The 6,381-nt window shown below is 62.8% G+C and carries 3 protein-coding genes and 5 pseudogenes; all 8 read left to right on the forward strand.

Annotated features, from left to right (window positions below):
* Window positions 1-87: 87 nt before the first annotated feature.
* A pseudogene (locus FHX16_RS31515) lies at window positions 88-210 on the forward strand (VapC toxin family PIN domain ribonuclease); the annotation flags it as partial.
* 3 nt (window positions 211-213) lie between these two features.
* Window positions 214-363 (forward strand): annotated as a pseudogene (locus tag FHX16_RS30210) (IS5/IS1182 family transposase); the annotation flags it as partial.
* 1,199 nt (window positions 364-1,562) lie between these two features.
* A pseudogene (locus FHX16_RS30215) lies at window positions 1,563-1,694 on the forward strand (cupin); the annotation flags it as partial.
* A gap of 7 nt (window positions 1,695-1,701) precedes the next feature.
* Window positions 1,702-2,004: pseudogene (locus tag FHX16_RS30220) on the forward strand (SDR family NAD(P)-dependent oxidoreductase); the annotation flags it as partial.
* 232 nt (window positions 2,005-2,236) lie between these two features.
* Window positions 2,237-2,766, forward strand: a pseudogene (locus FHX16_RS30225) (hypothetical protein).
* Window positions 2,767-3,111: 345 nt separating this feature from the next.
* Window positions 3,112-3,294, forward strand: coding sequence for a hypothetical protein (locus FHX16_RS30230; protein ID WP_259131979.1), 183 nt, complete (start codon window positions 3,112-3,114; stop codon window positions 3,292-3,294).
* Between the two features lie 121 nt (window positions 3,295-3,415).
* Window positions 3,416-5,158, forward strand: coding sequence for a type I secretion system permease/ATPase (locus tag FHX16_RS30235; RefSeq protein WP_259131981.1), 1,743 nt, complete (start codon window positions 3,416-3,418; stop codon window positions 5,156-5,158).
* Between the two features lie 90 nt (window positions 5,159-5,248).
* The coding region (locus tag FHX16_RS30240) for a cadherin-like domain-containing protein (RefSeq protein WP_259131983.1) at window positions 5,249-6,381 on the forward strand (1,133 nt) is incomplete at its 3' end.

Consider the following 6,381-nt stretch of genomic DNA (forward strand, 5'->3'; position numbering starts at 1 on the left):
GAAATGAGAGACAGTAATCCGTTCGCTCCAATGATTTGAGGGAAGCTGCAGCGGTTGGCGCCTATATCTCGAGTGCCACCGCTGATGCTTGAGAGCGAAGTGCTACCCCATTTTTCAAAGCGCATACTGTCCTTCAATCTAGCGGCTTCACAGTTTTACTCGCTCGGCACGGCTGATGGCTACATTGCCGCCACAGCAGTAGGGAATGGCCCTGACCGCGCCGCTTACAAGCAGCGTAACGTCGTCGAGCGTATGTTCTGCCGTCTCAAGGACTGGCGTCGCCTCGCCACCCGCTTTGATCGCAACATCAAAAACGTCATGGGCGCCGTCGCTCTCGCCGCAGCCGTCATCTGGTGGCTGTAGTGAGGCCGGACCCTGGTCCGATCAGTAACCGGGATATTTCCACGGAGGATAATTCGCGGTTCAACGAGCTTAAGGGCAAGACAGGGAGCCGTCGATGCTAAGATTCCCAGAATTCCCATCGTGGACTGGGCGGCGGCAAAGCGCGGGCTCGTGACGGAAACCACCATATTGGCGAGACGGTCGTGGGGGTCTTTGAAGGTCCACCGAAATCCCGGATCGAAGACCGATTCACGGTCCTTCGTGACTGCGATAGGGCCGCAACCCGCCGCTCTTCAGGCACGATGGCTGAGTTGCCCGCCCGCCCACCGGAGTCGGATTTGATCCTTTGGAGAGATCGACCAACGTCCCGACCATCACGCGACCAAAGACCGATGCTAGATTGCTGAGGATTGCATATTGTTCAAGGGCCACAACTAGCCGTGGCCGGTATCGCGGGTTGGGGCGCCGCGATACCGAGGGCCTCGCGCTTAATGCGTTGAGGCCCTGTTGATCTTGCGCTCCTTGAATGCGGTTCGTTGGCGCTTAGAGGGTTGCCATGCCGAGATCCATGACGACAGGACTCAGGATTTTGATCCTCAATCTCGGACCCCGATCCTGGCGCTCAATCCCAAGGGACGTAGGGGTGAAGACAGTACGGCATGCCCGCGAACTGGATCTCATCGAATTCCTCGACAGTAACCCCGACAACAAAAGATGCCGCCTCACCGAAAAGGGTTTGGTTTTGAAACGGCGTTTGTTGGCGAGCGAACGGATTCGCATACATCGCGCGGTGGAGGTTTCTCGAATTCCGCAACGTGTCGACGAAGAGCATCGAGGTTAAACAGAGCTCTGCAAATCCGTTCCAGCGGGGCAACATTTGGACCGATTTTTTTGCGAACCTCGAGCTGCGTCGCCGCAGCCGGGAGCTCTGCGATCGTCGCAACGGCGTCGTTGTGTCGTTCCCGCCAAATGAAACGATGGCTACGTCGATGACACTATCCTGATCCATTTGTGCCGGCACGCCTGTGAGCGCTGGCTGTCCTGCAGTCGGATCCAGACCACCTGCTTTGGTTCTTGCCGCCCGACCAAATGAAGATGCTGCCGATTAACCGTGACGTTCCGGTCGGCCTCGGCCGAGCAGCCGGTACATTCTACCTGCTGAGCGCCCCGGCGCATGTCCGCCATCCCGGCAAACATATCGGCATCGCCGATGCCAACCGGGGTGTACCGAAACCCTTGACGAGGGCGGAGGCCAGCGTTTCCGGCCCAACCTTGTCCACGGCGTCAAGGCGCTGGAAAAGGGCCGGTTGATCGATTCCTTCACGCCGCATCGCGCCGAATTCCTGAAGTGAGCCTGAGATGACCCTGTTCGACCTTTCAGGACAGGTGGCTGTTAGTTACCGGTGCCAATCCCGGCCTTGGCCAGGCGATCGCCGTCGCCTTGGCTGCGGCCGGTGACTCCATCGTAGCGGTCGGCCGCACGGCGATGGACGAAACCGAGGCTGCAGTGGCCAGACCGGCGCAGGTTTTCACGCCATCAAGGCCGATCCTAGTTCGATAGAGCCGGTCAACGCAATCGTCGACGAGACGGTCAGGACCTGTGGAAAGCTCGACATCCTGATCAAAAATGCGGGCATCATACGCTGTGCGGACGCCATCGACTTGGCCGCTTAGGCCGACCCAATTAGTCTATTGATACCGCGTTGCGAAAATGCCGAACGCCCTGACCGCCTTGACGAACGGAGTGCGATTAGATGGGATATTCGGCTTTCCGTCTCAGTGTGACCATTGTGGATTGCGGTGCTGCGCTTCTGGCTGATGGTCAAACGAGGTCATGTCTCTCAACAGCCTCAAACATCAAAGGGAGAAGCGCAGCATGAAACACTAATGCGCACTGGATGTGTCGGTGAAAGGGACCGCGGTCTGCATTGTTGATGACACAGGCAAAATTTGCCGAGAGGTGAAAGTTGCCAGTCACCCTGAGGATTTGATCTCAGTGATCAAGGATCCGAAGTGGCAGATTGAGCGGATCGGTCTTGAAGCCGGACCACTGTCGCAATGGCTTTATGAAGGAATTGCCACGGCAGGATTGCCGGTGATCTGCATCGAGACGAGGCATGCAAAGGCGGTCGGTTCTGTGCTCGGGCTGACGCCGAAACTGAATGAGCCTGGTGAAAGCAAGCGGGTCGGGGGCGTATCCTGTTGCGGTGACGCGATGATGCTTTACAAGCAGCACAAGTCCTGCTTGTAAACGTCAAGAAATGGTCGTGGCTAAAAGCGTGGGCGACGAATATCGCCAGACGCCGCGGCAGGCAAAAGGTGGTTGTCGGGTTGGCTCGACGGCTTGCGGTGATCATGCATCGCATGTGGAGTGACGGAACCGAATTCTGCTGGACACGGGAGAGCTTGCCTGTTGCTGCGTAGTTAGCAACCAACCACTGCAGTGGGCACGATCCGAATTTCGACTTTGGTCTTAGACTAAGGACTCGGGAGTTGTTCGACCTCGTTCCCTCGCGCACTGGTCCTGGGAACTGCATAATGATCGAAGGGTGGTTCTTGGGGACCTACCAACTGTCTCGGCCATAGCTCCGGCGACTGTTCAGCCGGCAGCGCACTTCGTTTGTGCGAAGGGCGAAGCTTTGTCCAAGGCAATGGGCAACTTAGGGGAGGGTGTCATCGTACAATCTATTCGTTCAGATCTAGATTTCATCCTGCGGAATGCTCAGGGCGAAAGCCTGACTGACATTTTTGGACGGTGTGCAGCACTTCATGCGAGCCTCGGGTGGCTCGCTGACGGCGGCCGGCCAGGTGGTGGTGACGCGGGAGGTGCTGAACGGCGACGAGTTCACGGTGATCCACGGCAATGTCGACAGCAACACCGATGCCGACTTCGTGCTGATGCTGAAGGGCAACTACAACCTGACGGCCAGCGACTTCAACGGCGTCTCCTAGAGGGGACGAGCGCGTCTCCTCGACCGGGGCAATCCCGGTCGGGGACTTTCTGTTCAATGCGCCGGTCCGGGCGACGGGTTGATGCCCTGATGGTCCGCGGCGCTGATGTGGGGGGCATGCGATGACGAAGAAGAAGAGCGAGCCGCAATACAGGATCCCCGGATTGCGCGGCATCCTTGCCTATCTGTTCGGGCTGTCGGGGATCATCAACATCCTGGCGCTGACGGGCGCCTTCTACATGCTGCAGATCTACGACCGGGCGCTGACCAGCGGCTCGATCTCGACGCTGGTGGCGCTGTCGATCCTGGCGATCAGCCTCTATCTGTTCCAGGGGATGTTCGACATCATCCGCTCGCAGATCCTGATCAGGCTCGGCGCCCGGCTGGATGCCGAGCTTGCGCCGATCGCCCACAAGGTGGTGATCGAGATGCCGCGCTACGGCTATTCGACCTCGGAGGCGATGGAGCGCGGCCGCGACGTCGACACGCTGCGCGGCTTCCTGTCGAGCCAGGGCCCGGTGGCGCTGTTCGACCTGCCGTGGATGCCGGTCTATCTGGTGTTCGTCTGGCTGCTGCACCCGATGCTCGGGCTTTTGACGGTCGGCGGTGCCGTGGTGCTGACGGTGCTGACGGTTGTTGCCGAGGTGCTGACGCGACGGCATTCGCAGTCGATGATCAAGGCCTCGGTGGCGCGCAACTCGGTGGCGGACTCCAATGCCCGCAACAGCGACATCATGCATGCGATGGGGATCACCGGGCGGGCCGTCGATCGCTTCGAGAAGGCCAACCGCCGCCACCTCGACTGTCAGACGAAGACGTCCGACGTCGGCGGCACGCTGTCGGGGCTGTCGAAGGTGCTGCGGATGATGCTGCAGTCGGCAATCCTCGGGCTTGGCGCCTATCTGACGATCCGCGGCGAGCTGTCGTCGGGCTCGATCATCGCCTCGTCGATCGTCACGGCGCGCGCGCTTGCCCCCGTTGATCTCGCGATCGGCCAGTGGAAGGGCGTGGTCGGGGCGCGTCGCAGCCACCAGCGGCTGAACGAGACGCTGGCGGTGCTGAACGACAAGAGCGGCTATGTCGAGCTGCCGGCGCCGCACGAGAGCCTGACGGTCGACAACATCACGACGGTGGCGCCGACCAGCGGCGCGGTGCTGTTGAGCGAAGTCAGCTTCACGCTGAAGGCCGGCCAGGCGGTCGGCCTGATCGGCCCGTCGGGGGGCGGCAAGACGACGCTGGCGCGCTCGATCCTCGGCATCTGGCCGGTGCTGCGCGGCTCGGTGAGGGTCGACGGCGCCGATCTCAGCCAGTGGAACGAGGCCTTCTTCGGCGAGCATGTCGGCTACCTGCCGCAGGACGTGGCGCTGATGGAGGGGACGATTGCCGAGAACATCTCGCGCTTTGCCGAGGTGCCGGATGCGCGCAAGATCATCCGGGCGGCGAAGGCCGCCGACATCCACGAGCTGGTCGTGCACCTGCGCGACGGCTACCAGACCGAGCTCGGTCCGCACGGCACGGCGCTGTCGGCCGGACAGCGCCAGCGCATCGGGCTGGCGCGGGCGCTTTACGGCGATCCCTTCCTGGTGGTGCTCGACGAGCCGAACTCCAACCTCGACGCCGAAGGCGAGGAGGCGCTGACCAGGGCGATCGCCAAGGTGCGCGAGCGCGGCGGCATCGTCGTCATCGTCGCCCATCGCCCGAGCGCGCTTGCCGCCGTTGACATGGTCGGGCTGGTGCAGAACGGCCGGCTTGCCGCCTTCGGGCCGAAGGACGAGATCATCCAGCCCACCGCCAAGCGCCCGCTGGTCGTCGGCAAGACGCCGCCGGCCGCCGGCCGCGACCGGATCGTCAACGCCGCCGAATAGCAGCCAGACCCAAAGAGGAATGGCCTGAACAGGGCCGGGCCCAAAGAGGGCCAGGCCTAAAAAAGGATAGAGCAAGGATTGGAGAGCGTCATGGAGGAGAAACTGATCCTCGGACTGCCCGACGACGGCCAGGCGGCCGTTGCGCCTGCCAACCGGTTCCGGCTTGCCGCCGACAAGGGCGCCGACCGGCGGATCTACTCGCTGCCTTTGCTGTTCGGGGTGCTCGGCGCCGTGCTCGGCAGCGGCAAGGACAAGCCCGAGCCGGCGCATGAGCAGAAGGCGGCCGGCCCGGAGCCGGTGGAGCCGCCCGGTCCCGAGGCCACCAATCTGGCGGCGATCGACGATGTCGCCGCCTTCCTGCGCGACATGACCGACGAGCTGATGGCGAGCACCTCGGGCGTCATCCGCAAGCGCCATGTCGCCTCGGTGCGGCTGAGCTTCGAGGACCTGCCGCTGCCGCGCAATCCGAACCTTGCCGACACGGTGATGCGGGCCTTCAACGCCAACGACAATGACGGCCGCATCGGCATCAACGGCGAGAACTTCCACTTCCCCAATCCTGGTCGGGCCCGCCACGGCGGCGGTGGCGGCCATGGTGGTGGTCGTGGCCGCGGTCCCGGCGATCGCGACGGTGATGGCAACGGTCATGGCGGGGGGCCACTGCCGGGCGGCCCTGGCCAGCATGGCGGCGATGGCGGCGACGACGACGATGACGAGACCCGCGCCAACCGGCTGCCGGTGTCGCTCGGCCGCAACGTTCTGGCCAACGGCCTTGTCAACCTGTCGATGCTGATCTTCCTCGACGATCTCCTGGCCAAGACCTACGATCCGGACGGCGATGAGCTGAGCGTGCGCAACCTGACGGCCTCGAGCGGGGCGATCACCGCCTATGGCGACGGCGTCTGGCTCTATACGCCGGCGCGCGGGGTGAGCGGCCCGGTGACCTTCACCTACCAGGTGAGCGACGGCAAGGGCAGCATCGTCACGCAGTCGAGCCTGTCGCTCCTGAAGGGGGGGCCGCACGAGATTGCCGGCACCGACGGTGACGACCGGCTGCTCGGCACGCCCGATGACGACATCATCTCGCTGAAGGCTGGCGACGACTTCGTCCATGCCCGCGAGGGCCGTGACGTGGTGTTTGCCGGGTCCGGCGACGATACCGTCTTCGGCGGCGACGGCGACGACCTGATCCATGGCGAGGCCGGCAACGACCGTCTGTTCGG

Origin of the sequence: Rhizobium sp. BK661, assembly GCF_024808825.1 — a bacterium.
Taxonomy (GTDB): domain Bacteria; phylum Pseudomonadota; class Alphaproteobacteria; order Rhizobiales; family Rhizobiaceae; genus Rhizobium.